Origin of the sequence: Streptomyces sp. NRRL WC-3626 (genome assembly GCF_000718785.1) — a bacterium.
Taxonomy (GTDB): domain Bacteria; phylum Actinomycetota; class Actinomycetes; order Streptomycetales; family Streptomycetaceae; genus Streptomyces; species Streptomyces edwardsiae.
The window spans coordinates 152,304-178,157 of record NZ_JOCA01000023.1 but is presented as its reverse complement, the minus strand read 5'-3'; the positions used below and the strand labels follow the sequence as shown (position 1 = coordinate 178,157).

General features: G+C 70.4%; 18 protein-coding genes. 9 read left to right on the top strand and 9 right to left on the bottom strand.

Going from position 1 to position 25,854, the window contains the following annotated elements; all coding sequences use genetic code 11:
• Positions 1 to 6: 6 nt before the first annotated feature.
• The gene (locus IF28_RS40230) at positions 7 to 138 is read right to left on the bottom strand and encodes a hypothetical protein (RefSeq protein WP_267883073.1); all 132 of its coding nucleotides are present in this window, start codon (positions 136 to 138) and stop codon (positions 7 to 9) included.
• Positions 138 to 269, bottom strand: a complete 132-nt coding sequence (locus IF28_RS40225) for a hypothetical protein (protein WP_267883072.1) — start codon at positions 267 to 269, stop codon at positions 138 to 140. Before IF28_RS40225 ends, IF28_RS40230 begins: the two co-directional genes overlap by 1 nt.
• Positions 270 to 472: 203 nt before the next feature.
• Here IF28_RS40225 and IF28_RS0128875 point away from each other — a divergent pair, with 203 nt between their 5' ends.
• Together IF28_RS0128875 and IF28_RS0128870 are read left to right on the top strand one after the other, a co-directional pair.
• The gene (locus IF28_RS0128875) at positions 473 to 2,167 is read left to right on the top strand and encodes an IclR family transcriptional regulator domain-containing protein (RefSeq protein ID WP_051713922.1); all 1,695 of its coding nucleotides are present in this window, start codon (positions 473 to 475) and stop codon (positions 2,165 to 2,167) included.
• Between the two features lie 84 nt (positions 2,168 to 2,251).
• Positions 2,252 to 4,423, top strand: coding sequence for a DEAD/DEAH box helicase (locus tag IF28_RS0128870; RefSeq protein ID WP_030226153.1), 2,172 nt, complete (start codon positions 2,252 to 2,254; stop codon positions 4,421 to 4,423).
• An 86-nt stretch (positions 4,424 to 4,509) separates the two neighbouring features.
• Here IF28_RS0128870 and IF28_RS40010 read toward each other — a convergent pair whose 3' ends face one another.
• Entirely contained in the window at positions 4,510 to 4,728 is a 219-nt protein-coding gene (locus IF28_RS40010) for a hypothetical protein (protein ID WP_234325367.1), read from the bottom strand.
• Positions 4,729 to 4,750: 22 nt separating this feature from the next.
• Positions 4,751 to 10,273 (bottom strand): AAA domain-containing protein, encoded by a 5,523-nt coding sequence (locus tag IF28_RS36610; RefSeq protein WP_234325366.1) that lies wholly within the window; start codon positions 10,271 to 10,273, stop codon positions 4,751 to 4,753.
• A gap of 288 nt (positions 10,274 to 10,561) precedes the next feature.
• Here IF28_RS36610 and IF28_RS36605 point away from each other — a divergent pair, with 288 nt between their 5' ends.
• The 4 genes from IF28_RS36605 to IF28_RS0128845 all read left to right on the top strand — a co-directional run bounded on the left by IF28_RS36605 (position 10,562) and on the right by IF28_RS0128845 (position 15,539).
• Positions 10,562 to 11,434 carry a hypothetical protein gene (locus tag IF28_RS36605; RefSeq protein ID WP_234325365.1) on the top strand — a complete coding sequence of 291 codons (873 nt, stop codon included), beginning with the start codon at positions 10,562 to 10,564 and terminating at the stop codon, positions 11,432 to 11,434.
• Positions 11,435 to 11,520: 86 nt separating this feature from the next.
• Positions 11,521 to 14,070 carry a GmrSD restriction endonuclease domain-containing protein gene (locus IF28_RS0128855; RefSeq protein WP_030226149.1) on the top strand — a complete coding sequence of 850 codons (2,550 nt, stop codon included), beginning with the start codon at positions 11,521 to 11,523 and terminating at the stop codon, positions 14,068 to 14,070.
• A 36-nt stretch (positions 14,071 to 14,106) separates the two neighbouring features.
• On the top strand, positions 14,107 to 14,712 hold the full coding sequence (locus IF28_RS0128850) for a hypothetical protein (RefSeq protein ID WP_030226146.1): 606 nt from the start codon (positions 14,107 to 14,109) through the stop codon (positions 14,710 to 14,712).
• 56 nt (positions 14,713 to 14,768) lie between these two features.
• Entirely contained in the window at positions 14,769 to 15,539 is a 771-nt protein-coding gene (locus IF28_RS0128845; RefSeq protein ID WP_234325364.1) for a hypothetical protein, read from the top strand.
• Between the two features lie 331 nt (positions 15,540 to 15,870).
• Here IF28_RS0128845 and IF28_RS0128840 read toward each other — a convergent pair whose 3' ends face one another.
• Positions 15,871 to 17,634 carry a hypothetical protein gene (locus IF28_RS0128840; protein ID WP_030226140.1) on the bottom strand — a complete coding sequence of 588 codons (1,764 nt, stop codon included), beginning with the start codon at positions 17,632 to 17,634 and terminating at the stop codon, positions 15,871 to 15,873.
• 239 nt (positions 17,635 to 17,873) lie between these two features.
• Positions 17,874 to 18,527, bottom strand: coding sequence for a hypothetical protein (locus IF28_RS0128835; RefSeq protein WP_030226137.1), 654 nt, complete (start codon positions 18,525 to 18,527; stop codon positions 17,874 to 17,876).
• 268 nt (positions 18,528 to 18,795) lie between these two features.
• On the opposite strand from IF28_RS0128835, the gene IF28_RS0128830 reads away from it, so the two are divergent.
• Both IF28_RS0128830 and IF28_RS0128825 read left to right on the top strand, forming a co-directional pair.
• Positions 18,796 to 19,158 (top strand): hypothetical protein, encoded by a 363-nt coding sequence (locus IF28_RS0128830; RefSeq protein ID WP_030226134.1) that lies wholly within the window; start codon positions 18,796 to 18,798, stop codon positions 19,156 to 19,158.
• Between the two features lie 94 nt (positions 19,159 to 19,252).
• Positions 19,253 to 21,142 carry a serine/threonine-protein kinase gene (locus IF28_RS0128825; protein WP_234325363.1) on the top strand — a complete coding sequence of 630 codons (1,890 nt, stop codon included), beginning with the start codon at positions 19,253 to 19,255 and terminating at the stop codon, positions 21,140 to 21,142.
• Positions 21,143 to 21,167: 25 nt separating this feature from the next.
• Here the strand turns inward: IF28_RS0128825 and IF28_RS0128820 are convergent, their stop codons facing one another.
• Both IF28_RS0128820 and IF28_RS40005 read right to left on the bottom strand, forming a co-directional pair.
• The gene (locus tag IF28_RS0128820; protein ID WP_234325362.1) at positions 21,168 to 22,007 is read right to left on the bottom strand and encodes an SMI1/KNR4 family protein; all 840 of its coding nucleotides are present in this window, start codon (positions 22,005 to 22,007) and stop codon (positions 21,168 to 21,170) included.
• Between the two features lie 26 nt (positions 22,008 to 22,033).
• Positions 22,034 to 22,366, bottom strand: coding sequence for a hypothetical protein (locus IF28_RS40005; RefSeq protein ID WP_030226125.1), 333 nt, complete (start codon positions 22,364 to 22,366; stop codon positions 22,034 to 22,036).
• Between the two features lie 146 nt (positions 22,367 to 22,512).
• Here IF28_RS40005 and IF28_RS0128810 point away from each other — a divergent pair, with 146 nt between their 5' ends.
• Positions 22,513 to 23,151, top strand: coding sequence for a hypothetical protein (locus tag IF28_RS0128810; protein ID WP_030226123.1), 639 nt, complete (start codon positions 22,513 to 22,515; stop codon positions 23,149 to 23,151).
• Positions 23,152 to 23,187: 36 nt separating this feature from the next.
• Here IF28_RS0128810 and IF28_RS37180 read toward each other — a convergent pair whose 3' ends face one another.
• Entirely contained in the window at positions 23,188 to 25,530 is a 2,343-nt protein-coding gene (locus IF28_RS37180; protein ID WP_051713921.1) for a hypothetical protein, read from the bottom strand.
• Between the last annotated feature and the right edge of the window lie 324 nt (positions 25,531 to 25,854).

The window sequence follows — 25,854 nt, the reverse complement described above, 5'->3', positions numbered from 1 at the left end:
GACGGCTCAGGCCTCGGCGGGCGGGGGCGCGGGGGTGGCCGGGTCGGTGCTCGCCCCGGCCTCGGTGCCCAGGGTCGCGATGACCGCGCCCACGCCGATGGCCACCGGGCTCAGCCCGCCGGGTGCGGGCCAGGTCATCACCGGGCGACCGCGACGAGCACCGCCGCGAGCGCGGCGCCCTCGATGAGGAACAGTTTCGACCGTACCGGTGCCGGGAGCGGGGTGCACGACACCGTGAGATCGCAGCGGCTCTGGGCGGAACTGCTCATGCGAGTCCTCATCGGAAGGGGCGGGCGGCGGGATGCGTCCCGTACCGCACCGGGCAATTGTTTTTCGCTGAGTGAACTTACTTTCGCTGGCCGAGTGCGCCGAGTGTGTGCGATCGTCAGGACTCTGTCAATGGCCGCTAGCGTTCTCACCCGGACGAGTACGGCCGCACGCGCCTGGGAGCCGAGACACAGGAGGAGGTGCCATGGCGCCGGGCGGTGCAGGGGCGTCGGGGGAAACCGCAGGTCCGCTGGAGCGCGGACTCGCCGTGCTGCGGATCGTGGCCGAGTCCCCCCATTCCGTACGTCCGGGCGACCTCGCGCGTGCGACCGGTCTGGCGCGTTCGACCGTCGACCGGATCATCGCGACCCTCACCCACCTCGACCACCTGCGCGCCGTGGGACGCGATCTTGTGCCCGCCCCGCGCCTGATGGAGTTCGGCAACGCCTATCTGCACGCGAGCGGCATGTCGCGCGCGCTGCGGCCGAGCCTCGACCGGCTGGCCCGCACCCTGGACGAATCGGTCTCGGCGATCGTCCTCGACGGCTGCGACGCGCGCATCGTGGGCAAGGCCGTTCCGCCCGGCCGGGTGATCCCGCTGGGGTTCCGGGTGGGCGACCTGCTGCCCGCCGAGCGCTGCGCGGCCGGAGCCGTACTCGCCGCCGGCTGGAGTCCGGACACGTACGACGCGTGGCGGGCCCGCCGCGCCGCCGACCCCCTCGACGAGACCTTCCCGGCCGTTCCCCCACGTCGCACCCCCGCCCTCCTTGAACGGACGGAGGCCGACTTCGCGGCGTGGACCTCGGCGGCCGACGCGGACGGCTGGGCGCTGGACGACCAGCTCGTCGCCCCCGGCCTGGTCGCCGTAGCGGTGCCGGTGCGCGACCCGGACGGCCGGCCCGTCTGCGCGATCAGCGCGCTGGCGCACACCAGCCGCCACAGCGGCGAGGAACTGCGCGCACGCGCGCTGGCCCCGATGAGGGAAGAGGCCGCCCGCGTCGCGGACGCCCTGTACGGCCCCGCGGCGCCCACGACCGCACCCCCCGCCATCCCCGCGATCCCCGCCTACACCGACGCCAAGCCGGAACTGGGCCCGTCCTTCCTCCAGGCACTGGCCCGGGGCCTCGCCGTCCTGACCGCACTCGGCGGGCGGCGCGGCGGACTCACCCTCACGGAGGCGGCCGAGGCCACGGGACTCTCGTACCCGAGCACCCGCCGCAACCTCCTGACACTCCGCGAACTGGGTTACGTGGACCAACGGGGCCGCCGTTTCCTGCCGTCCCCGCACGTCCTGGAACTCGGCTACGCACGGCTCTCCACCCTCACCCTCGCCGACATCGCCCAGCCCCATCTGACCGAACTGGCCTCACGTGTACGGGAGTCGGCATCCCTGGCGGTCCTCGACGGCACCGAGGTCCACTACGTCGCCCGAGCCGCCGCCCAGCAGATCACCAGCGCCCGCATCACGCCCGGCACGCGACTGCCCGCGTACGCCACGTCGATGGGCCGGGTCCTCCTGGCCGACCTCCCGGAACCGGACCGCCGGTCCCGCGTCGCGGCCTCACACCCCCGGGCCCTGACCCCGCGCACACTCACCTCACCCGGCGCACTCGACGCCGAGCTGGACCGGGTCGCCCTGGAAGAACACGCTCTGGTCGACCAGGAGTTGGAGGCGGGCCTGCGCTCACTGGCGGTACCGGTCCGGGACCGGACCGGCCGGGCCGTCGGAGCGGTGAACATCGCCCTGCACGCGGGCCCCGAACCCCCCGAACACACCAGAACCACCCTCCTCCCGGCGCTGCGCGCCTGCGCGGCTGGCATCGAGTCGGACCTGGCGGTGGCGTTCGCGGACGGTGCCGTACTGACGGGCAGACCGGCTTTGTTGACTCAGTTCACATGACGAATATGGGGTGCTCCGTCGCACCGGGCGCCTGAGGTCTCTAGGCTGGTCCTGACCTCCGCCCGCCCGTCACCGAGGACGCCGATGCCCCGACTCGCTCTCTCCGACGACTTCGTCGGGGACCTCATCTCGCTGCAGCGGCCGGTTCAGAAGGAGGTCGGCGACGCGATCCAGATGTTCCGCGGCATGACCGTCCCCCAGCTCCACGCGAGCAAGGGCATGCACCTGGAGAAGCTCGAGCGGGCACGCGATCCCCGGATCCGCACGATACGCATCACCAAGTTCTACCGGGGTGTCCTGCTCGCCCCCGACGACGGCAGCGAACTGTTCATGCTGCTGCGGGTCGCCCCGCACGACGAGGCGATCAACTGGGCCTGCAAACGCGCCTACTCGGTCAACAGCGCGACCCACGGCGTGGAGGTGCGCAACGTCGAGGCCCTCGAGCAGATGGAGACGTACTTCGAGACCAAGGCGGACACCACCCCCACCCGTCTCTTCGAGGGGCACTCCGACACCGTTCTGCGTGACCTCGGCATCGACGACCAGGTGCTGAGGTTGGCCCGCGTCTGTGTCACGGCCGACGACCTGACGGTCATGGCGCCGCCGATGATGCCCGCCGACCAGTACGAGGTGTTGTGGTTCCTGGCGCAGGGCGAAACCGCGGAGGACGTCTGGGAGCAGTTGATCGCTCCGCGGGGACAGACGGTGCGCACGGCGGAGGAACGTCCGGCGGTCACGCTCGCCGAGGCGATTCTCAACACGCCCGACCGCATCGTGGAGGTGACGGGCCCCGGCGAGCTGGAACGCATCCTCAGCGAGGACTTCGCCCGCTGGCGGATCTTCCTCCACCCCGCCCAGCGCCGCCACGCCTACCACCCGGGTTTCAACGGCCCCGCCCAGGTCACCGGCGGCCCCGGCACCGGCAAGACGGTGGTCGCCCTGCACCGCGTACGGCACCTGCTGCGCACCGGCCGCGAGGGCGAACGGATCCTGCTCACCACGTTCACCAACGCCATGGCGGCAACCCTGCGGGACAGCCTGGCGCTCCTGCTCGGGGACGCCGACGCCCGTCTGCTGGACCGCGTCGACGTCACGACGGTCGACTCCCTCGCCGCCCGGGTCGTCCGGGAGGCGCGGGGCAGTTCCCCGAAGCCCCTGACGGGCGCCGCCGAGAAGAGCGCCTGGACCCGCGCCGCCGCAGGTGAGGAGCTGCCCTGGACGGAGCAGTTCCTGTCCCGGGAGTTCCGCAACGTCGTCCTGGCGCAGGGGCTGCGCACGCCGGAGGAGTACCTGCGCTGCGTACGGCGCGGACGCGGCACCCAGGTCGGCCGGGTGCAACGGGCCAGACTGTGGCGGGTGATGGAGCGGTTCACGGCGGACCTCGCCTCACGCGACTCGGCGACGTACACGCAGCTGTGCGACCAGGCGGCGCGTGTCCTCGCCGACAGCCCGCCGCGCTACCACCATGTCGTCGTGGACGAGGCACAGGACCTGCATCCCGCCCAGTGGCGGGTACTGCGCGCCTGCGTCGCCGACCGGGCCGACGACATGTTCCTGGTCGGCGACCCGCATCAACGCATCTACGACTCCCGCGTCTCCTTGCGCTCGCTGGGCGTCAACGTCCGGGGACGCACCTCCCGACTCCGCCTCAACTACCGCAGCACGGAGGAGATCCTGCGCTGGTCGGCGTCCCTGCTCGACGGCCGGCCGGTGGGACGGCTCGGCGAGGACGACGACGAGGACGGCGGCATGGACTCCCTGCGCGGCTACCGTTCGCAGCTGCACGGCCGTATCCCGGAGGCGCGCGGATACGGCAGCCAGGACGAGGAACTCCGGGCGCTCGTCGAGCAGGTGCGCACCTGGATCGGGCAGGACGGGGTGAAGCCGTCCGAGGTGGCGGTGTGCGCCCGGTTCAACACCCTGGTCGACGCCGTCATCACCCGCCTGCGACGGGAGGGCGTCCCGGCGGTGGCCGTCAAGGACAACCCGGGACCGGACGTCTCCGGTGTCCGCGTGGCCACCATGCACGCGATGAAGGGACTGGAGTTCAGGTGCGTGGCCGTGGTGGGCGTGACGTCGAGCGTGCTGCCCTTCGCCCCGCAGGTGACACCCGCCGAGGTCGACCCCGTCCAGCACCAGTCGGATCTACTGGCGGAGCACTGCCTGTTGTTCGTGGCGTCCACGCGGGCGCGCGACGCGCTGGCGATCTCGTGGAACGGTGACCGCAGCCGTCTGCTGGACCCGGTGACCGGCTGAGTCGGCCGGGGGCCCTGGTGTCCCGGCCCCTGAGTGGGGTCCGGGACACCAGGGCCCCCGGCCGCGGGAGCTCCGGCTCCCCCTCGTCAGACTCTGATCTCCCGGACGACGACCGTGTGGCTCCTGCCCACTGAGGCGTCGTACGAGAGCTGCCGTCCCGTCGGCTGCCACATCAGCGCGTGACCCAGCGGCGACGAAGGGGAGATGATCTCCGCGTCGTCGGTGGGCAGTTCGGCGACGGTGTACAGAGCCGTGTCGTCGACCTGTCCGTCGAACTCGAGGACGAGCAGCGCGCCGGGGTGCACCGCCGTCGCTGTCCCCCTCTCCTCACCGACCCGTACGGCGTCGAGGAAGGACCGCAGGAAGCCCAGGCGCTGTGTGCGGCGCTCCCGCTGGTCGGCCCGTGTCTTCCGGAGGAAGACGAGGTTGGCCGGGTCCACGTCCACGGGCAGCTCGTCCGGTGCGTCGATGGCGGCCTGCAGCCCCTGCATCTCCCGCACCAGCCGCTGGAAGGCGGCGGCGGGGATCTCCCGGACGGGGAGGGGGCTCTGCGGGGCGTGGTCCGCCGGGCCGGGCGCGGCCTCCGGTTCCGGGGCCGGTTCCGGGGCCGGCCGGGACGCTCCCGGCGCCTCGGGTGATGGAGACGGGCTCCGTCACCGTGTCGGGCGCCGGGCTCGCGTCGCGCTCCCGCGGCTCCCCCGCTCCGTCGTCGTCCGGCTCCTCGACAGGCAGGCCACGGGCGTCGTCCGCCCCGGCGGGAGAGACGGATTCCTCCGGTGCTGTGGGGACCGGCTCGATCCCCAGCCGTTCCAGCTCCGCCCAGAGCGGGGCGAGCGCCTGCTCGCGGTCGAGGTGGAAACGGCTGCCGCGGATCCGGACGAAGGTCCAGTCGACGCGCTCCAGATCCCGCTGGCGTGCTGCGGCCGTGGACGCGTCCTCCCCCTCGGCGAAGGCGTCGCCGTCACACGCGACCGCGAGTCGGCGGGTGCCGCCCTCCACGACCAGGTCGATGGTGTGGCGGCCCACCCGGTAACCGGGCCGCACCCGGTACCCCCGCCCCGTCAGCTCCAGGTACACCTGCTGCTGGAAGAGACTGTCGAAGGCTTCGTGTCGTACGTCAGGCAGCACCTCGCCCTCGACCGCGACGGTGTCCTCCTCCGCCGGCCGGGTGAGGTGGTCGAGCCACCGCCGGCGCAGGTCGTTCTCGTGGAACTGCTCGGGCCGGGCGCTGTGGAACACCCACACCTGGTCCTGGGCACGTGAGGCGGCCACGTTGAGCCGCTGCTCGTAGGTCTTTCCGTTGAAGCCGCCCGGCACGGTCCCGGCGGCGGTGGTGGCCGAGTTGGCGCAGGACACGAACATGACGTGCCGCTCGTCGCCCTGGAAGTCCTCGGCGTCGCCGACCCGGATGCGGCGCTCCTCGCGCTGCTCGTAGTCGAGGCGTTCGGCGAGCAGGTTCTCCAGCTCCGTCAGATGTCCCTTGGCGCCACGGAGGCTGACCACGCCCATGGTCTTCCCGTCGTACGCGGGGTCGGCGCAGCAGCGCACGACCGTGTCGACGAGGGCTTCGGCCTCGGCGGTGTTCACCAGCCGTTCGCTGCCGCCGACGGCCTCCCCGTCCTCGACGTACACCGTGCGAACGGGTGGCAGGCGGTCGGCGCCGTACTGTCGCAGCGGCTGGAGCCTGCCGTTGTAGCAGAGGTCGTTGGAGAAGGAGATGATCTCCGGCATGCACCGGAAGTGCTCCTTGAGCATGAGTGTGCCGCGGCCGGCGGAAAGCGCCTCGGTGAGGTCGAAGAAGCTGGAGTCGGGGCCGAAGAGACTGCGCACGTCCGGTTCCAGCGCGGTCAGCAGCCGGTCCCGCAGATGGAAGTACTCGTCCTGCTTGAGGCCGACGTTGGACGGGCTGACCTGCTTGCTGTCGCCCACGACCACCATCCGGTCGGCCAGCCAGCTCAGCAGCATGGCCTCCAGGCCGGACTGGCTGGCCTCGTCGACGATGACGACGTCGAACAGTCCGGGCCGGTCCATCGGCACGGTCTCGGCCACCTGGTGCAGCGGCATGATCCAGGCCGGTACCGCCGTCTGTGCCTTGCGCAGCGCGGCCTGCGCGTCACGCCGGTAGCGATGCTGGTACTTGCCCCGGATGCGTCGGGCGGCCTGCTGGTACGCGCTGAGGGCGCGGGACTGGTCGCCGGTGAGCAGCCCGAGGCAGCGGTGCCAGGCGCGGGCGGCGGCGAGCCGGTGGAGCATGATGCGGGCCTCGTCGTCGGCCTCCGTCAGCCGTCGCCGCAGCGTGCGCTCGGCCTCGGGGTCGGTGAGCCGTTCCATCCTCTCGCGCCACGCCGACCAGGCCCAGGCCTCCGCGAGCAGCGGCAGCCGGTCGTCCCACGCGGGGTCCTGCGGGGAGCCGGTGACACGCTCGGCGAGGAAGGGGAACGCCTCGCTGACGCGGGCGAGCGCGGAGTGCTGCTCGGCCCGCAGCCGGGCCGCCTCCCGTACCTCGGCGATCTCGTCGCTGAACTCCCGGTAGCCCTGCGGGTCCTGGGATCGGACGGCTTCGAGTACGCGGGCGACCGCGGGGGCCACGCCGGGCCGGTCGTTCCAGGAGCGCAGCAGTTCCTCGGCGGCCGTGACGATCCTGCGCGACCGCTCGGCGGCGCGCAGGGTGGTCGCCGCGCGCAGCAGGGCGCGTACGGCGTTCTCGACCGGGGTGTCGTGCCAGGTGGCGACGGCGAGTTCGGGCGAGGTGGCGGCGGCGGTGAGCACGTCGGTGCGGGCGGTGGCGACGGCGAGCAGAGCCTGGAGTACGTCGGCGTCCTGCCGCAGGCGGGCCAGACGGGGGCCGTGGCCCTGCCAGGCTCCGGCGGGGGTGCCCCACTCCGCCTCCACCTGGGCCAGGCGCAGTTCGAGCTGGACACGCGCGACGACGACCGCTGCCGTGGCGGGGTCCTCGGGGGTCCTCCCGTCGACCCGCACGGCCTGGACGAACGCTCCGACGGCCCTGGCCAGCTTCGTACGGGTGCCGAGCGGCCCCCGCAGCTTCTGCCCCTGCGCCAGTCCGTCGTAAAGGGTGGTGGCCTGGCCGAGCGCGACGGCCGGGTCGTACTGCTCGAGGCCGCTGACCATCGCGGTGCCCAGTGTGGTGAGCGAGGCGTCGAGGGCCGCGAGGGCGTCGGTGACGGCGGTGTGCCGACTGCGGGTCTGCCAGTCCTGCCCCGCGGTCACCTCCTCCATGAGCGACCCGGCCCACGCTCCGGCGGCGGCAGCGAGGGACGCGGCCCTGGCGCGGGCTGCGGAGAACGCGTCCAGGGCGTCCGTCAGGCGCCGCTGTTCCGTCTCGTTCAGACCCCGTACGGCGGTGTCGTAGCGCAGGCTCAGTGGGTCCTGGCGTACCGCCTCGTGCGCCTCCTCGGCGGAGCGCACGACCCGCACGGCCTCCTCGAAGTCGCCGGGTGCGGGCAGTTCGGAGGGGCCGGGCGCCTCGGCCGCCAGGGCCTGGTGGTGCGGGGTGTAGGCGCGTGTGGTGTGCAGCAGCCTCAGCGCGTCCTCAGCGGTGACGGAGGGCTGTTCGCCGGGGACCTGCCCGAGCCAGTCGTGGCGTTCCGTCTCGGCGGTGAGGCGCTCGGCGATCTCCTGGAGGCTGCCGGTGTAGTCGCCGATCTCCGCCTCGAAGCGGTGGGTCTCCTGCTCGCGCAGTACGGCGAGGTCGCGCAGCATGGCCTGCTGGGCCGCACGGGCCGCGGCAAGCCTTGCCTGGAGCGTACGGATGTCCTTCTCCGAGGCCTTGGGGTCGTAGCCGGCGTACTCGCCGAGGATCCGCTGAACGGACGCCTCGAGCTCCCGCTGCGCTGCGGCGCCGTCCTCGGTGCGGCTCACGCACAGATCGCGGATGCTCTCGGGCAGTTTGTCCCGCAGGACGCGCAGGGCGCGCGGGGTGTGGCTGGTGATGAGGACCCGCTTGCCCTGGGCGAGCAGGTCCGTGACCAGGTTGGCGATGGTGTGCGTCTTGCCGGTGCCGGGCGGCCCCTGCACCACGACGAGCCGGTTGGCGCGCAGGCGTTCGGCGATGGTGCGCTGCTCCTCGTTGGCGGGCAGCGCGAAGTACATCTCGCCGGCGCCGGCCTGCGCACCGTCGTCCTCGGTCGCCGCGAGGTCGGCGGCGGTCAGCGCGCCGTCGCGGCCGGCGATGTAGCCGAGCAGTTCGGTGGGGGGTGTGCCGGCGTCGATCTGGCGGGCAATGGCCTTGAGGGCGTCCATCGTCGAACGGCGGTTGCGCTCGCGCAGGACGAGCGCGGGGGTGAGTCCCACCTGGGGCACGTCGAGCGTGCGCGGCCGGGCGCGTTCCACGGTCGGCGAGTAACTTCCGGCGCTGTGCGCCGCGTTGGTCCAGCTGCGCAGGGCGGTGTGTACGGCGTCCAGGTGGGTGGGGTCGGTGACGTCGGCGGCGCCGTCCAACGCGTCGACGATCTGCTCGCGTACCGCGCCGGGCACGTGCTGGGCGCCCTCCAGCATGCCCTCTTCCAGTTCCAGCCCCGTTCCGGTCGGGTCGGGGGCGGCGGTGAGGGTGCCGGTGGCCGGGTCGAGGTGGAGGGTGGCGCGGTGAGTGACGAGGTGGCGCTCCACGCGCTGTCCGCCGGTCGTCTGCCAGGTGAGCCGGCCGAGCCCGAGGACGAGTTCGTAGGCCTCTCCGAGGTTGGCGGCGTCCTCGTGCATCTTGTGCAGGCGGTCGTACAGCCGCACGACGGGGTCGACGGCCCGCCGCCGCTCCGCCCAGGCGAGCCACTCCTGTTCCCAGGCGGCGTACAGCTTCTCGATCTTCTCCCGCTTCGGGTGGTCGTCGAGCTCGTGGTACGTCTTGTCGAGGGGGATGCCCCGGGACCAGTCCGGGAACTCCGGCTCGATCCGGCGGCGCAGGTGCGGGGCACGGGTCTGCTTGAAGTCGCGTATGCGGGTCTCGTCGACCCAGGGCGCCAGCAGTGGCCTGGGATGCGGGGCGTCCTCGCGTTCGGGGCGGGCGAGGGTCAGCCAGGCCGGTTCCTCGGTGCCGAGGGTCCCGTCGAGCATCACGGCGACCTCGGGGGTGTCCGGCAGTTCCTCGAACCAGACGGCGCCGGCGGCACCGTCGAGCGTGCGGACGGGGCGGGTCTTCGACTCCTCGGCCTCGGCGAGGAACCGGAAGATCTGACGGACCCGGGTGGCGTCGAGTTCGCCGGAGGGGGTGGAGCCGGGCACGGGAGACATGGCCGGACGGGGGCCGGGACCCGTGGGCTGCGACGGTACGGCTCCGAGCACAGTACGTGCGGCTCCCCGGCCTTCGTCGTCGCCGTCGGCGGACAGGGCCGGCTGCCGTTCGCCGAACAAGGATGTCTGGTCCGGGAGTTGTGCCGCCTGTACGGGCGTCATGTCCTTCGCCGTGGTGAAGGTGACGCTCTCGCGTTTGTGGTCGTACGGGAACCGCACCTCGATGTCCAGCTCCGTGGCGGTTCCCGCCGGGATGCTGTAGGCCCAGGTCGCGGACGCGCGGCGGCCCTTGCGGAGGGTGCCGTCGAGCCTGTCGTCGAGCAGCTCGGTCCGGTAGTCCTGCACCTGGCGCCCCGTCTTGCCGTACGGCCCGCTCCGCACCAGCAGGGTGATGCCGTCCATGTCCATGGGGTGGTCCGTGCCGTTGCTGAGATACAGCGTGCACCGGACGAGGTCGTCGCCCTGACGGTACCCGTCGGAGCCCTCGGGGTCGACGAGCTCGTACGGCAGTACGTCGTCCACCCGTACGTGCAGCCCGTCGTCGTACTGGTAGTCGAATCCGACCGGCTGCATCTCGTCGCCCGGACCGTACTCACGTCGGCTCATGCGCCACCCCCACTGCTGTTCCGAGCCACCCACGTGACCGCTTGACGCCATCCCGGCCCGGCCCACCCGAACACGCTTACGCCCCCCAGCGCGTCGCCCTCAAGTGTGAACTAAGCACACGCTGCGAGCGTAGCAGCAGACCGCCGAGCCTCACTTTGAGTCAGGGAACAGCATCACACTCATCGACACAACCCAGTGGATGCGTTGACCCTGTTCACAGTTGTGCGTCACTATGACTCGGCATCACTCGCACAGCTCCAGGCCGACGCCACGGAAGGGCCGCGCGCCATGCGTATGGAAGTGCTCCACGTCAGTCCGGAAATCGCGACGGACACCCGCAACCCCGGCAACCGCCCGCTCAGCAAGGCGGCGGTACAGCGACTGGTGGGCCGAATCGAGTGCGGCGAGTGGCAGTTGACGCACCAGGGCATCGCCTTCGACGAGGACGGCGTACTCATCGACGGTCAGCACCGCCTCGCGGCGATCGCCAAGGCGGGGATCTCCGTTCCCCTGACCGTCACCCACGGCGTTCCGCGCACCGCGTTCACCGTGATGGACACGGGGCGCAAGCGCACCGGCCGGGACGCGCTCGCCCTCGCCGGCGAGGCCAACGCCACGCATCTGGCGGCGGCCCTGCGCGGCCTGCACCTCTACCTGAACGCGCCCAACTCGTCGTGGAGCGGCGGATCGTCGGTGACCAGCAACGACCAGCCCCTGACCATGCTCGACGAGCACCCCGGCACCCGTGACGCCCTTCAGCACGGCGTCGCGCTCAACCGCGCGTGCCGCATCACCGTCACGGCGGCAGCCATCGGCTGGTACGTGACATGCGAGGCGCGGGCCCGACATCGATCAAAGCACCTGGAAGGAGGGCATCGTGACCGGCGCACGTCTGGAGCCGGGCGATCCCCGTCTCACCTTGCGCAACACGATGCTCAATCTCGCCACGGGCACGTCGCTCCGTCGCCGCGACGACTCGCGCGAGCACCTGCTCTACTACCTCAAAGCCTGGAACGCGTGGGCCGAGGGCCGGTCGATCAAGCTGCTGCGCCGCTCCCCCAACGAGACGATGCCCCGAATCTCCAAGCAGGCGGTCACAGTTCCCACTCTCAGGGGCACTGCCTCACAGTAGGCGGCCCGAAACTCCTCACTGTTGACTGAGTACACCGTAGATTGAGTGACCGTCTCGGGCGCCAGCCGTTGGACGAGCCGGCAGGCACTTCCTGCCTGGCCGGGAAAGGAAGCGTATGCGTGCGCAGGAAATCACCTTCCTCAAGCTGATCCAGGGGGAGAAGCAGTTCCAAGTCCCCCTCTATCAGCGGACATACAGCTGGGGCAGGGAACAGCTGTCGCGACTCTGGGAAGATGTGAGCGAACTCGTCGACCAGCATCTCTCGGGCGAAAGCGCCACACCGCACTTTCTCGGCTCCGTGGTGCTCGCACCCGGCCAGTTCCAGGCGGGCGGCGTGCAACGGTGGCTCGTCGTGGACGGTCAGCAAAGGCTGACCACGCTGATGCTGGCGTTCGCCGCGCTGCGCGACCACCTCAAGAAAGCGGGTGATGCACGCGATGTCACGAGGATCCACCACCAGCTCCTGGTGAACGAATATCACGAGGGCCTCGAGCACTACCGGTTGCTGCCGACACAGGCCGACCGCGAGGCGTACACGGCCTGCATCCAGTCCCGGGCGGAGGCCGGCGGAAGCGACAACATCGGCGCCGCCTACCGCTTCTTCCTCGGCGCGCTCGCCGAGGGGCAGGAAGCCGCCGGGCACGATCAGTGGGTCGCGACGGTCGGAACCGTCCTCAAGGATCTGCTGTCGATCGTGGAGATCACCGCGGAGCCCGGTGACAACGTCTACCGGATCTTCGAGTCGATCAACAACACGGGCGTCGGGCTCAGCCAGAGCGACCTGCTGCGCAACTACGTGTTCATGCTCTTGCCCAAAAGGGGCGAGCGTGTCTACCACGAGCTGTGGCTGCCCATGCAACAGAGCCTCGGTCCCAAGAACCTCGAACTCCTCGTCTGGCTGGACCTGGTCGTAAGGGGCCACCACAAGACCAAGCAGAGCGAGATCTACCGGGAGCAGCAGAGGCGGCTTCAGCCGCTGGCCGGCGACGAGGACTCGCTGCAGCGTGAGATCGCACAACTGGCCGAGCGGGGGAGACGGTTCCTCCGCATCATCGAGCCCCGGCGTGAGCAGTCCCCCGCGCTGCGCACTGCCCTGGAGCGTCTGGCCGCCTGGGGTGGCCAGACCCACTACCCTCTGGCCCTCCACCTGCTGGACCTCGTCGACGGCGGAACCACCACATCCGAGGACGCGGCGGAGGCCCTGAGGTACGTCGAGGCATATCTGGTGCGGCGACTCATCTGCCAGACACCGACCACCAATCTCAACCGCATCTTCATGGAGGCTCCGAAGGAACTGGAGACCGACCGTCCCGCCGCCGAGGCGGTCCGGCGGTTCCTGTCCGGCCGGCGCCGCCGGTGGCCGAGCGACGAGGAACTGCACCAGGCGATCCGCGGCAAACCGTTCTACTGGAGCGGCCGGCCCCCGCAACGGAGTTACATCCTGCGCAGGCTTGAGGAGAGCTACGGTTCCAGCGAGCCCGTCGACTTCGTCAAGGCGGCCCTCACCGTCGAGCACGTGCTTCCGCAGCGCCCGGCCCCCGCCTGGTTCGACCTGCTCGCCGACGAGACCGAGCCGGACCAGACCCCCCAGGAGCTGCACGACCTGCTGGTGCACACACTGGGCAATCTGACCCTCACCGGGGACAACGCGAAGTTGTCCAACAGCCCGTTCGAGCGCAAGCAGCAGATCCTCGACTCGAGCGCCCTGCGCATGAACCAGGAGATCGCCGCGGAGCGGCGCTGGGGCAAGAGCGAGATCCTGGCCCGTGCCGACCGTCTGACGGAACGGGCGGTGGAGCTGTGGCCCGGCCCCATCGGCGGAGTCAAACCGACCGGCGAGGAATGGCCCGGATGGGCGGAGCTGCGGGCGGTCCTGGTGGCGATGCCGAGCGGGACGTGGACGACATACGGTGATGTAGCCGAGCTGATTGGCAGTCACCCGGTGCCGGTCGGCACCTACCTGGGCTCCAATCCCACCGTGATCGGGGCCTACCGTGTCCTGACCGCGGACGGGAAGGTCTCCCCTGCGTTCCGCTGGACGGACGGCAGTGACCGGCAGCCACCGCAGGAACTGCTGATGAGCGAAGGCGTGAAGTTCGACCCGTCGGCCCGTGCCCACGGCTCGCAGCGCCTGACCGCGGCCGAGCTGGCCACCCTGCTCGGCAAGGACGTCGCACAACCCGCCTCGCACGACCCGCTTCCGGCCGGAGAGGACACCGCTGCGGCCGAGCGCTTCCGCGCACAGTTGCAGGAGTACTGGCCGGACGCGTCCGCCGGGGTCCTGAGCACACTCGACTTCTGGCGCCTCCAGGGTGGTTACGTCAACTACGGCCGCCACGAGGAGACGAGCTGCTTCCCGATGCTCGACGCCGGCACCAGTCGCCGCCCCCACCTGATGTGGCCCATGGCGATCTACCCGGTGAGCGGAACGGTCGAGGTCGTCTTCCAGTACCTCAAGGACCGCAGCCCCTTCGACGACACGGAACAGCGCCGTGAGCTGCTGAACCGCCTCAACAAGATCGACGGCATCGACCTGCCGGAGGCGAAGCTGGAGCTGCGTCCGTCCTTCCCGGTCAGGGTGTTCGCGGAGCACGGCGAGGAGATCTGCGGGGTGCTGGACTGGTTCGTGCACACGGCGGCGCTGGATCTGGCACAGCGGAACTGACGAAGCGAGCATTGCGATGAAGGGACGCCTGTGCACGTGCTGAACGAACTCACGCTGACGCGCGGCAGTGGCCGAGTGTCGAAGACCGGCACGACGCCGTCCGGCGAGACATCGGTGGCGAGCGCCGTCGAGTGGGAGCTGCACCTTCCCGGACGTCCGACGCTGAAGATCCACGACAACCATTGGCGCAACGGCGAGCGGGATCTGGTGGTCCACAAGCCCCCGGTCATGCCCGAGATGCCCTCGGCCCTGTCGAATCTGCACGGTCGTCTGCGTTCCGGTATCGCTCCCACGCCGGGGCGGCACGAGCTCCGCGTCATGGTGTATCCGACGTACGTCGACAGGCACGGCAGGCCGCGGATCAACAAGTCCCTGACCACGGAAGTTCTCGCCGACCGGATGGGACTGTTCGTACTGCGGGAGCTGACCGCCAGGGAAGACGTCACCCTGGAGCCCGCTTACGACCGCCCGGACCTGCCGCTCGTCGACCTGGACGACCCGCAGGACGAGAAGCCTCTCCAGCACGCCTTGTTCTTCTCCGCCGAGGACGACGAGACGCCGGTACTCGGCTTCGTCCATTTCCGTGTGCTGCCGGTGCTCCGTCACATCGGTTGGCTTCATGAGGAGCGATGTCAGGGTTGACGTGCCAAGGAACCGTCCGCAGCCTCCGCGGCCACACCGTGTGCTTCACGGGTCGCGTGCTCATCCACGGCGAGTGGACGGTCAGGCCGCGCTGTGCGGAACTGGCCGAGGAGTGTGACGCGGATACCAAAACTGATTTCTCGCGAAAGATCACCCTGCTCGTCTACGGCGATCTGGCCAGCAAGGTCGTGACGGATAGCCGCCGGGCCTACAGCAGCAAGCTCGTCGACGCCGATGCCTCACGCAACGGGGGACGGCACGTCTGTGTCGTGGATGCCGATGGTTTCTCGAGGTTGCTCAAGCGTCGGCCGGCCCCGTGTCTGGAGCTGAGGAAGTCGGGTGCCGGGCGCGTGCGCCCCGTGCCGGCCGCTCCGGCTCGGAAGGAGATCCTCGGCGGCCCCCTTCGAGTGCGCAAACCGGGCCAACGCCCGTCCGTGGACCTCACACTCGATCTGACCCGTCTCGACAAAGCGACGGCCGTGCACGAGGCGACGGTGGGTGCGCTCCTCGCGTACCTGTCCGACCAAGGTATCGGGGTACGCACCCACGCCCTGGGCGCTCCCGCGTTCGACGCGGGGTGGTTACGCGGGAAGGACGTGTTCATAGCCGAGGTCAAGAGTTTGACCGGAGCGAGGGAGGACCAGCAGATCCGTCTGGGTATCGGACAGGTTCTCGACTACGCGCACCAACTCCGCACCGCCCACCCCGGTCGCCGCCTTCATCCCGTCCTGGTGCTGGAGAAACGCCCGGTGGACCCCCGGTGGTCCTCATTGGCCCAATCCGTTGGCATACGGCTCACGTGGGCGCCTGAGTTCCCGGACGTCTGAGAGTGAAATGCGCGCACGGGACGGCGTGTCCTGCGGCCCCATCGTGCTCGAAGGGGCCGGCGAGGGAGCAGGGCATGGAACCGTCCCCTGCCGGTGACAAGATGCTGCTGGCGAATCCGTCGGACGGCCGCCAGACACCCGCCCCGGCACCACGATTGGAGCGTTTCTCCCGGCGAAACACCGCGTAAGCGGTACCGCGCCGGGAGAAACGCTCCAATCACCGAACGGTGACGGATTCGCCAACAGCATCGTGCCAACGGCGGAGGGCATCGGCCCGTCCATGCCGGTCCTCCATCGGTCCGGCCACCGAACTGGTCAATCGGCTCGGGGCCTAACCGGCATCGCAGGCCCTGGCCTCGGATCCGGTCGATTCGGTAAACCTCGTACCAGTACTCTCGCCCTCGCTGCCCGCCTCGATGGGAGCGTGGCGCCGCCGTTGAAGCGCATCGCGTTCAAAGTCCGGGATCGTCATCGATTCGGCAAGCACGGCGGCGAGCCCATCCACTTGACTGTTGTCGATGTCGGCGTGGAAGAGCCACCGGATGTTCTCGTCGCGCGTGATGAGGTCGATCGCCAAGCGCGTGCTTCTGTCCTGTGTGGTCGCTGCTCGGACGTATCGCACTCGGTCGATCGGAATGTCTTGACCGATCTCGCCTTGCTCAAGGAACGCGTTCGTCCTGGCCGTGATGATGCGGTGATCCGTGACAGCGACCAGGTCCTTTGCCGCGGCCTTGTCCCTCGCTGCGGCCAACTTCTCCTTCGCTCCGCCGAGGATCGCAGAAATGGGACCGAGGGCGTCGAGCTGGTCGGGGAAGCCGAGGACACGTAGGGTCTCACCGTCCTCGAGGAACCATCGCAGGATGCGGAGGTACGGCTCGAGCTTCAGCGTTTTGGGTGCGCAGACGACGCCCGGAGCCTCGAGGGGAGGGGCCGGCGGGTGGAGAGCGTCGGCAAGAGGCTCGATCGCCTCCAGAAGACGGGCGGAGGTCTCGCGGGCTGCCTTCACGTCCTTCCGCTTCCCCGGGAGCGGCCATGCGTCGGGGCCGGGGAGCTCGGCGGTGATGCGCAGTTCCCGCGTCAGCGCGTCGACGAGGCCCGTCGCCTCGGCGAGAGCGGAGTCGAACTCCGCGCGGGTGTCACGCGCGATGACTTCGGCGTACTGCGCCTCGGCCGCGTCTTCGCGTCCAGCGGCCCTTGCCCTCGCGGCGCGGAGCGCGTGATACCCGGTCCATGCCTTGAGGGAGGACAGGAGGGCGTAGGCGTCGAAGGCGATCGCTTCGGCGTTCGCCTGCAGATACTCACGGTGGCTGCGTACGTCGGGCCGACCGATCTGCCTGACGTGGTCGCGGACGTTCCCCTGATGGAGGTCGAGCTGCTTCTGCAGCAGCGCTCCACTACCCGCGATGTCCTCCCACAGAGACGTAGGGACCGATTCGATCTCTCGCGCCTGGTCGACCGCGCGATCGACGGCGGCGACGAGCCCCGTCAGTTCGGCCCACTGATCCTTGCGGATGGTGGTGAGAACCTGGTTTGTCACCGCGAGGTTGGTCCTGACCAGGCCTGAGACCTCGCTGAGCATCATCTGAAGGGCGACCATGGCCAGCGCCGGCCCGATCGAGGCTGCGGTCTGCGCCTTGCTCACCGCAGTCACGGGATACAAGCGGGCCTGAGCGATGAAGCGGCCAGGAACCATCACTGTTCCGAGGTTCGCGCCGTCCTTGACGGCGAGCGTCGCGCCACTCCTCAGCAGAGCCTGTGTCGTGTCGCCGAGCCTGTAGAGCCCCTGCACACTGGCGAACGCGTTCCTGAGGTTGCCGGCCACGGTCGCCGCGTTCCCGATTGAGGCGAGGATCGCCGATATCTGCTTGCGGTCGGCAGCCGGCACGATCCCGAAGTCGATCAGATCGGGCTTCAGTTCCGGCGGGACCTCACCGGCAACGAGAGCCACCCCCGGGAGCACCTCCACCAGGACCGTCGACGCCGAGTCGATGTCCGAGTCGGACGTCGACTCGTCCACGACTGGCGAGTCGGCGGTACCGCTCCAGCCGTTCTCCTCAGGTTCGGCGATCCCCGTCGAGTCCGAAGGTTCCTGCATGCGATCTCCTCCCCGCGAGGGCGCGCAACGAACAGACGTCGTCGGCGTTCCCTGGCGAAGTCTACGGTTCGACACCCTGCGGTTCGGTCCGAATCCACCGGCGCTGATTCCGGATCAGCCTGACCGTGCGCTCATCCATCCACCCACCGTGATTCAGCTCGGACCAGCACCTCTACAGGGTTCGAAGCAGATCGTGAAGTATGAGTGGGGCACTGACCTACGGCGGAACCGACACGTGGTCAGCAGCTCTCGCCGAACTTGACGGCGCCGATCCTCACCGGCTGTCCGTCGAGCTCCGCCCCGGCCGCCGGGTCGGTCGAGCAGACCTGCCAGTTCGACTCCATGAGCACCATCCGGTCCTGGCCGGAGACGTCGTCGACCGTGATGCTGGTGGAGCCGTCGAGCGCCTGGCGGGCGACCTTGACCGACTTGCCCGTGAAGTCCGGCATGGTGCCACCGACCGTCTCGGGTTCGGCCTGGTCACCGCTCGCAGGGCAGCTCTCTTCGAGCTTGACGGTACTGAAGTCGACCTTCGTCTCCGTCGCGTGCGCGCCGGGCGCCGGGGCCTGGGCGCAGACCTTCCAGTTCCGGTCGAGGAGCTGGTTGCGGCCCCGGCCGAGCGCGTCGTGGGACGTGAGGAGGTAGAAGCCGGCGGCCTGCGCCTCGTCCTGGGCGCTCTGCAGGCCCTTGCCGGCCACGTCCGGCAGCGTCGCGGTGGACTCGGTGTCGGCCGGGGGTTCCTCGGCCGTCTCGCCGGTGCCGGCGACCGGCGCCTCGGAAGTCGGCGGGGCGGTGGACGCGGCGGCGTCCGTGCCGGTGTCGGCGGTCGGGCCGCAGGCGGTGAGGGCTGCGAGGAGCAGCATCGCGGCTGCGGAGACACGGGTGATGCGCATGGTGAACCCCAAAGCTGTTGCAGATGAGAGTGGCCCGTCATGCGAACGCACACAGGCGGAACCCGTTGCCCCGCCGGTCGACCCCGGAAGGGTGCTTCACCGGCGGCGAGTCGGACCTGCTTGGCGGCACCAGTCGGCCCAGTATGCAGTTCGTGCACTCAGTTCACAACTTTGTGCTAGAAATTTGATGTGCACCCCTTGCCATCCGACGGGGGGCGCTTAGGCTCTGAGCCTGTTCAGAGCCGAACAGCGGGGCGGGGAGAGGGCGATGAAGAAGGACACACCGGAGTACGAGCGGGCGCTGGACGCCGTGGTCGACATCCTGCGGGAGCGGGCACGTGCGGGGGCGGCACCACTGACGTACGGCGATCTCAGCAGCGAGTTGGCCCGGCGCCGCCACCACGTCCCCGCTTTCGAGGGCCCCATGCCCTATCTGCTCGAGGACGCCTCCGTCCGGGAGAGCCCGGACGGCACGCTGCCGTTGCTCTCCGCGCTGGTGGTCCTGCGGGAGACGGGGCAGCCGTCCGGCGGCTTCTTCAAGCTGGCCCGGCGTCCGCCGTACAAGCGACCGGGTGACGACATGCAGCTGTGGATCGAGGAGATCAACCGGCTCGCGAGTCACTGTGAGTGAGAACGGCTCCGGCGGAAGAGTCCGGCCGGCCCGTCCCGGCGACCCTTCCCGCATAGGCCCGTACCAAATCGTCGGCCGTCTCGGGGCGGGAGGCATGGGGACCGTCCACGCCGGCGTCGGTTCCGACGGAACGCGCGTCGCGGTGAAGGTGGTTCATCCGGAGCAGGCCCAGGAACCGGAGTTCAGGGCCCGCTTCAGGCGCGAGGTGGAGCTGTCCTCCCGCGTCACCGGCCCGTACCTGGTCCCGCTCCTCATCGCCGACCCGGACGCGGAGACCCCGTGGCTGGCCACCGCGTACGTCCCCGGTCCGACGCTGTACCAGCACCTGCTCGCCCACGGACCGCTCGCCGGAGGCAGCCTGTACGCGCTCGCGGCGGCCACCGCGCACGCGCTAACGGCCATCCACGCCGCAGGCGTGGTGCACCGGGATGTGAAGCCGCAGAACGTCATCCTCACGCCCGGCGGCCCGCGCGTCCTGGACTTCGGGATCGCCCACGCCGCCGACGGAACGAGCGTCACCCGCACCGGTGTCATGACCGGCACCCCCGGCTGGATCAGCCCCGAGCACTACCGCACGGGGACCACCGGCCCCGAGAGCGACGTGTTCGCCTGGGGGGCGCTCCTGGCCTACGCGGCCACCGGATGGCTGCCCTTCGGCACCGGCGCACCGGACGTCGTCGCGTTCCGCGTGATGTCCGGGGAACCGGACCTGGACGGAGTTCCCGGACCGTTGCGCCAGATCGTGGAGAAGGCACTGGCGAAGGAGCCGGACGCACGCCCGTCGGCCGCCGAGACCGCCAGGGCGTGCACGGAACTGCTGGCTTCCCAGGTCACACAGGTGGTGCAGGCCAGCGCGGTGCCGGAGACGGCCGTGGACATGGTCACGGCCCTCTGGGACGTGCCGACCGAGGCCGATCCGGCCTGGCACGTGCCTCCGGAGCGGCATCGGTCGAAGCGACGGCTGGTGGGCGCCGTGGTCCTCGTCGCCGCCCTCGTCGGCGGCCTGGCCGGAGGGGCGGCCGCCCTGATGCCCGGCGACACCGACAACGGCGAACGGACCTCCTCCGCCACTCCCCCGGCGTCGCCCCTCTCCTCGGCCGAGTCCGCACGGCCGTCCGCGGACACCGCGAGGGACGACACGGCGGGAGGGGAACAGCAGGCTGCGGGCGGGAACTCGGCGGCGGATGCGGAGAGCTGGGGGCAGGCGCGTGCGGCTCGGGGCGAAGGCGAGCACGACGTGGCACGTGCGGTCCTGCACGACCAGGGAGTCATCGCCCGGGACCTGAGCCCGATCGAACTGGCCCCGGGAGCCGTGAGGTTCCACGAAACACGCGGAGAGGTCTACTTCTCCTACCGGCTGACTTCCGACGAGCAGGGAATGGCCTACGCGGAAACCGAGATCGCGAGGTCGATGTGCCTGACGCTGCGAGACGTCGTTCTCCGTCTCCATCCGGACCTGCCCTACCGCACCTACGTCCTGATGAAGGAGGAGAAGGGCCGGGACGCACAGGTGACGTGGTATGAGGATTTCGTCGGCGACGCACAGTGCCAGTCTGCTGTCGACGTCGGAGCCGGCTGGGAGCCGGACGAGTACGGTCTCGGCGAGGCGATGATCCCCAGCACCGACAGCGAAGAGATCCGGGTCGCGGACCGCGCCGCCACGAAGATCATCGAACGGACCAACGCGATGCGCGGGACGCTCGGCACCGACCAGGTGCTCGGCCACGACGAGATCAAGGTGGGCTTCGACCCGGCGAACTCGGCCATGTACGTCTGGTCGGACTACCTGATGTGGAACCAGGGCCAGATCGAGACCTGGGCGGACAAGGTCGCCGGTGAGGCGTGCCGGGTTCTGGAGAACCAGCGGCAGACCTCGGACGAGGGCTGGCCGTACACCCGCTACGCCGTGGCGGAGATCGGCGGGTCGGGCTACCTGATGATCCGCTGGGGCACGATCACCTCGCAGGCCGCCTGTCCCGCCTGAGCCGCGCCCTCGGGGCATGCGCCGCCTACGCTTGCGTGTCCTCGTCGGCGGCCGTGTCCCAGGCCGATAGCGGCACGCCGTCGGACGCGCTGATCCGGGTCACCTCGCACCGCATCCTCCGGACGGCGGCGAAAAGGCGTCGCCGGGCCGCGGGACCGTCCTCCGGCGGGAACGAGATCCGGATCTGGTGCGGGTGTGACATGTCGTAGGTGAGAAGCCAGTCGGTGTCGACGGTGGCGAAGTGGTCCTGGCCCGCGTCGCCCTGTTCCGACCGCCAGGTGCCCCGGTCCGCGGTCGGGGCCAGTGCGTCCCGGAGGACCGCCAGTCGCCGGCCGTGGTCGAGTGGCCCCTCCGTGAGGCGCAAACATCGGTGGACACGGGGCCGGAACGCGTTGAACCACGGGGCCGGCCCCGGCTCCATGTCCGCGAGCAGTCGGGAGGTGATGCGACCCCCGGTCCATGCCTCGACGAACCCGGCGGCACCCATGGGATGGGTCTGGTACCGGCCCTCGCTGCTCCACACCACGACGGGCCAGTTCTCGGCCGTTCCCGTGGTGAGCCAGCAGAGCCGGTCGGCGTCGATGGTGGTGCCCCAGATCAGCAGTCCGCCCGGAGCCGGACGGAGAGGGTACGGGTAGCGCTCCCGGTCCCTCTCCGCCGTACCGGACGGCCTGCCGACCTGCCACGCGAGGCCGTTGTGCCTACTCGTGCCGAACGGGGTGTGGAGATTGAGGTAGTCGCAGAACTCGCCCCACCCGTACGTCTCGACGAGGTGCTTGTAGTCCTCGGGCAGCCGCGTCCCGAGCGCGGCCTCCACCGTCGACCAGTCTCCGCGGGCGTCGACGGGGACCGGGGGCGGCGTCACGGACCGTGCCAGTCCTGCGTTTTCCGTCACGGCACGTCGTGGCGTACGAGCGCCCTGGCGAAGGGCTCGCCCGTACGGCGGGCGTACGCCATCCGCTCGCGCACCTCCCGCAGCGTGCACGGACGGTATCCGGGCCCGCCGCAGCAGCTCTTGTGGAAGCGGACGCCGGCGTGCAGCAGGACGGACAGTACCCTCCAGGCTTCGGTGTCCCGGCGTGGCGGCGTGGCGAAGGCCGACCCCACGTGGATGAGCGGTTCCGCGCAGCGAGGACAGGTGCGGTGCGGCCTGTCCCTGTCGTAGGGCTGCTTGTACGAGGCCCGACAGGGCAGGCAGACGTAGGAGGTCTTCGCGTGGGCCATGCGGCAAGGGTAGGAGGCACCTGTGCGGGGCTCGACGCATTTTTGGAAGCAGGGGCGCTCCCTTGAGGTCTTCGGGGATCCTCACGGACGGTGGCCGTCGCGCTATGGCCGTGCGGAACGGGGACGACGTGCCGCACACTCTCCGGGTGATCGTGTTGCAGCCCGTCCTCGAAGTCTCCGATCCCGCCGGCTTCACGCTCTGGCCGGTCGCCGGGATCGAGCCGTACGGCTTCCTGCCGCTCAGTGGCGCGCTCGCTCCCGCCGAAGTCGGCACGGCGGTCATGAGCATCGCCGCCCACAACGACGCCGTACCGGCGGCCGACGACCACCCGCCGCGGCCCGCGGACCCGCTCGGCTCCTTCCTGCACGGGCTGCTCACCACGGACGACCTCCTCGCGTCCGGCGGCCTGCGGGTCACGGACACCGCCACCGGCGTCACCTTGCTGCCAGGCTGCTGCAACGGCCTCGAGGAGCGCCGCGACTGGCTCGACGTCGTCGACGGGGACGGCTGGGCCTCCTTCGGCCACGACCCGTCCCCGCTCGCCGAACGCCACGGCGACGCCGTCCGCCTGACCGTGGACGCCGACCGGGACGACGGTCCCGTGATCGAGCTCGCCGTCGGCGAACTGCGGCGTCTCCTCACGGGAGCGGAGCGCGACCTGACCGAGTTCCTGGCCCTGGCGGTCGCGTGGGCCGCCCGACAACTGCCGGGCCACGCAGCCCCGGTGACGTCAGCCCTCGCCCGCGCCCTGATCCTCCACGACCCGGGTCCGCCGTGCGCGTAGGCCGTTGCCCCGCCGTCATGTGCGCGGAGGCGTGGCTTATGACACCGTCGGCACCAGGCGCGGCGGCAGCGGGCAGGGAGGGTTCCCGTAGGCGGCGTACGCTCGCTCCTGTTCTCGGCGCCAGATCTTGAGCAGGGCCTCGTCCGTCTGCGGGACGGCCAAGCCGGCGGTCCTGAGGACGTCGCGGAAGAAGGGCACGGGGCCTCCCGTGTTTCCGGTCACCAGTGCGGACAACAGCGGTGTGTCGGAGGACGGTTCCCTGTCGACCGCGCTGAGTACGTGGCGTACGTCGAACGTCCCGGAATCGCTGCCCAGGTCCCCCAGCGTCACCGTTCCGCGTCGTGCCGCGACGTCAACGAGTTGCCGTGTGAGGCGTCCTACCGGGTCCTCCGCGACAGCGCGCGGGGAGGACCCGGCCCGCCGTGTGCGCGAGGCCAGGTCGGCGGCGCGCGGGAGACGCTCCTCCCGGGCCCGCAGCTTCGCCTCGTTGCGCTTGGCCGCGCCAGCGCTCTCCCTCGCCGCCTTCAAGGCGTCCTCGATGGTCACGACGAAGTGACCGGCCGTCTTACGGGCCACGATCGCGTGCTGCGGCGCGGTGAGTGCCGCGCCGTCGTGTGCGGCGAGCCAGGTTCGAGCCGCGCTGAGCGACTTACGGGCCCGTTTCCGTGATCCCTTGTCGAGTGTCGGCAGCAGGCCTTCCAGCTCCGTCACGAGCGTGCGGAGACGCCGTACCTTCGGGGAGTCGGACGGCACCGGGCCAGTGCCTCTGTGCGCCGCCGTCTCCCGTTGGATCGCGCGCCGCCGGACGTCGGCAGTTCGTGTGAATTGCCCAGGGATTGCCGGCTGCCGCACCGTGGGACGCTCCGGCTCCAGGGAGAGCCGTGGCGGCATGGCTCGCGCAGGGACGCCGTAGGCGGCGAAGGCACGTTCGGTCTCCACTGCGGCCCAGCGCTTGATGCGGTGCGAGACCGCCGCGTGCGGAACACCCAGTTCGGACAGCACCCTGAACAGGTACGGAAGCGGCTCGCCCTTGTCCCGGACGAGTGCGGAGAGGACCGGGACATTCTCGCGCAGCGGGCTGTCCACCACGATCAGCAGATCGCGTCGGCCGGTGTCCGAGTACTCGGCGAGCGCCGGGCTGACGGTGCGTGCCAGAGTCTCCCACGTGGTCGTCGTCCGAAGCCGCGCGTGCTGCGCGAGGGCGTCGCGCAGGGCGGTCGCCATTTCGGTGGGGGTGAGCGGCGCAGGGGCGGCCGGAGCCTCGGTGCTGATGGTCGGCCTCGCCGTACGGACCGGATCGGGTTCGTGTGTTCTGGGCTCGGGCACGATCGGGGCAGCCACCGGTGCGGGAGGGGCTGGGGGCGTCCACAGCCCGGTGCGCTGGGCGTCGTGCGCGTTGAGGCGTGTGTACCGGCGTGCTTCGACAGCCCAGCCCGCGGTGCCCTCGGCGATCAGCAAGCGAGCGCCGTCGGCGACACGGTAGACGTGCTCGGCCGGCGGCACCTCGGTGTCTCCCGGAAGGGACACCAGCGCTCGGACGATCGGGCTGTCCACGGGCTTCACGTCGGCCACGAGCAGGTGCCGGTCCTCCACCACGAACGGGGAGTCGGCCGGCACATCGGCCTCGGGTGCGAGTGCGAAGGCGAGGCCGCCCTGGAGCGGAAACGCGGTCGGCCGGGGCCTGGGGCGGGTGAGGCGGATCCGGTCGATGTCCGGTGTGACGATGCCGGTCGGCGTCACCGCGCAGTCCTCCAGTGGGGTCCAGGACACCGTACGGTCCCGTTCCTCGGCCCCGATGTGGACGCGGCGCTCGCCGCCCACCGTTTCGCAGCGAACCCGGAGGCAGTAGCCGTGGCGGCCGACGAACTGCTGGGTGACCGGTCCTTCCGACGAGAAGATCCAGTCGATGCCGTCGGCGTCCGCAGCGAGTTCGTCGTCGGCCCGGCGCCAGGACCGGTAGTCGACGGTGCCGAGCTGGAAGCGCAGCCGACGGCGGCTGTCGGGCAGGTACACATCCACGGCATCGCCCGGGCCGGTGCCGAGGTCGCGTGTCTCGACCCGCCCCTTCACCTTCCGCGTGCCGAGCAGCCTCTGCACTCCCCGTTTGATGAAGAGGTGGTCGGCGCTGGACTCGCCGTTGTTCTTCCGGTGGCAGACCGGAGCCGTCGGATGGTGGGCGAAGTGACACACCTTGGTGGTGTACCGCCGGTCGCTCAGTTCCCCTCCACAGCCGCCGAGTTGCAGTCCGCACCAGTAACTGTAGGCGGGGTGCGCCCTGCGCCAGCGGTCCAGCTCCCACGCGTCCATCGGCAGGATGACCGGGTGATCGGAGTTCTTGTGACCGATCACGGCTGTCTGCACGAGACGGTGGTCGAGCATGGGACCTCGCAGTGGGGCGTCAGAGAAACGTCCGCCCGGTCGGCGGAAGTGGCACGATCCACTTCAGTATGCTTTTCATGCACTGAGTTCACAAGGAATCCGCGAGATTACGCGTACACCCTTGCTCTCTTGACGCGAGTGCCACACACTCACAACGCATCCGCACCAGCGGCGAGGACGACTCCGGCCGTGGACGGCCGTACGAGCGTGCAAGCCGGGCGCGCCAACCGATGTACACGCCCTGCCGTTTGGTCAAAAACTGCCCCATACTGCACATCAGGAGGGGCCGGCTCCGTGTCACTTCCGGGGCCCGAGGTCTGGGGG